Origin of the sequence: Streptomyces sp. SID4985 (assembly GCF_009863025.1) — a bacterium.
Classification (GTDB): Bacteria; Actinomycetota; Actinomycetes; order Streptomycetales; family Streptomycetaceae; genus Streptomyces.
In genome coordinates, this window is record NZ_WWIR01000054.1 from 1 (window position 1) to 738 (window position 738).

The window sequence follows — 738 nt, forward strand, 5'->3', positions numbered from 1 at the left end:
CGTCAGCGAGGACTCCGCGACCGAGGTGGCCAGCACCACCCGGCGCCGCGCCCCGGGCGACAGGACCGCGTCCTGCACGGCGGCCGGGGCCCGCCCGTGCACCTGGAGCACGTCCACGTCCGGCAGCTCGCCCAGCTGCCCGGCCACGTGCGCGATCTCACCGACGCCGGGCAGGAAGCAGAGCACGTCACCGGGGCGTTCCGCGAGCGCCCGCCGTACGACGGAGGCGACGTGCGTGAGCAGGGCCGGGTCCACGCGCATCCCGTGCGGCGGCCGCACCGGGCGCGCGGGCGGCGCCCACACGGTCTCGACGGGATGCGTGACCCCCGCCGCCTCCACCACCGGCGCCCCGCCGAGCAGCCGCGCCCAGCCCTCGGCGTCCGTGGTCGCGGAGGCCGCCACCAGACGCAGGTCGGGCCGCAGGGTCTGCCGTACGTCCCACAGGAACGCGGCTGACGTGTCCGCGTCCAGATGCCGTTCATGGCACTCGTCGAGGATCACGGCGTCGACCCCGGCCAGCTCCTGGTCGCGCTGGAGGCGCTGGAGCAGCACACCCGTGGTGACGACCTCCACGCGCGTGTGCCGCCCGACGACCCGCTCGCCGCGCACGGTGAACCCGACGCTGTCGCCGGGCTTCTCGCCCAGCAGCCACGCCATCCGCCGCGCCGCCGCCCGCGCGGCGATCCGCCGGGGCTCGGCCACCAGGACCCGCCGCGCGGGCCCGCCGCCCACCAGCCC

At 77.9% G+C, this 738-nt stretch carries 1 pseudogene; it reads right to left on the reverse strand.

Features of this window, described 5'->3' with window-relative positions:
- A pseudogene (locus tag GTW40_RS02305) lies at positions 1-738 on the reverse strand (ATP-dependent helicase HrpB); the annotation flags it as partial.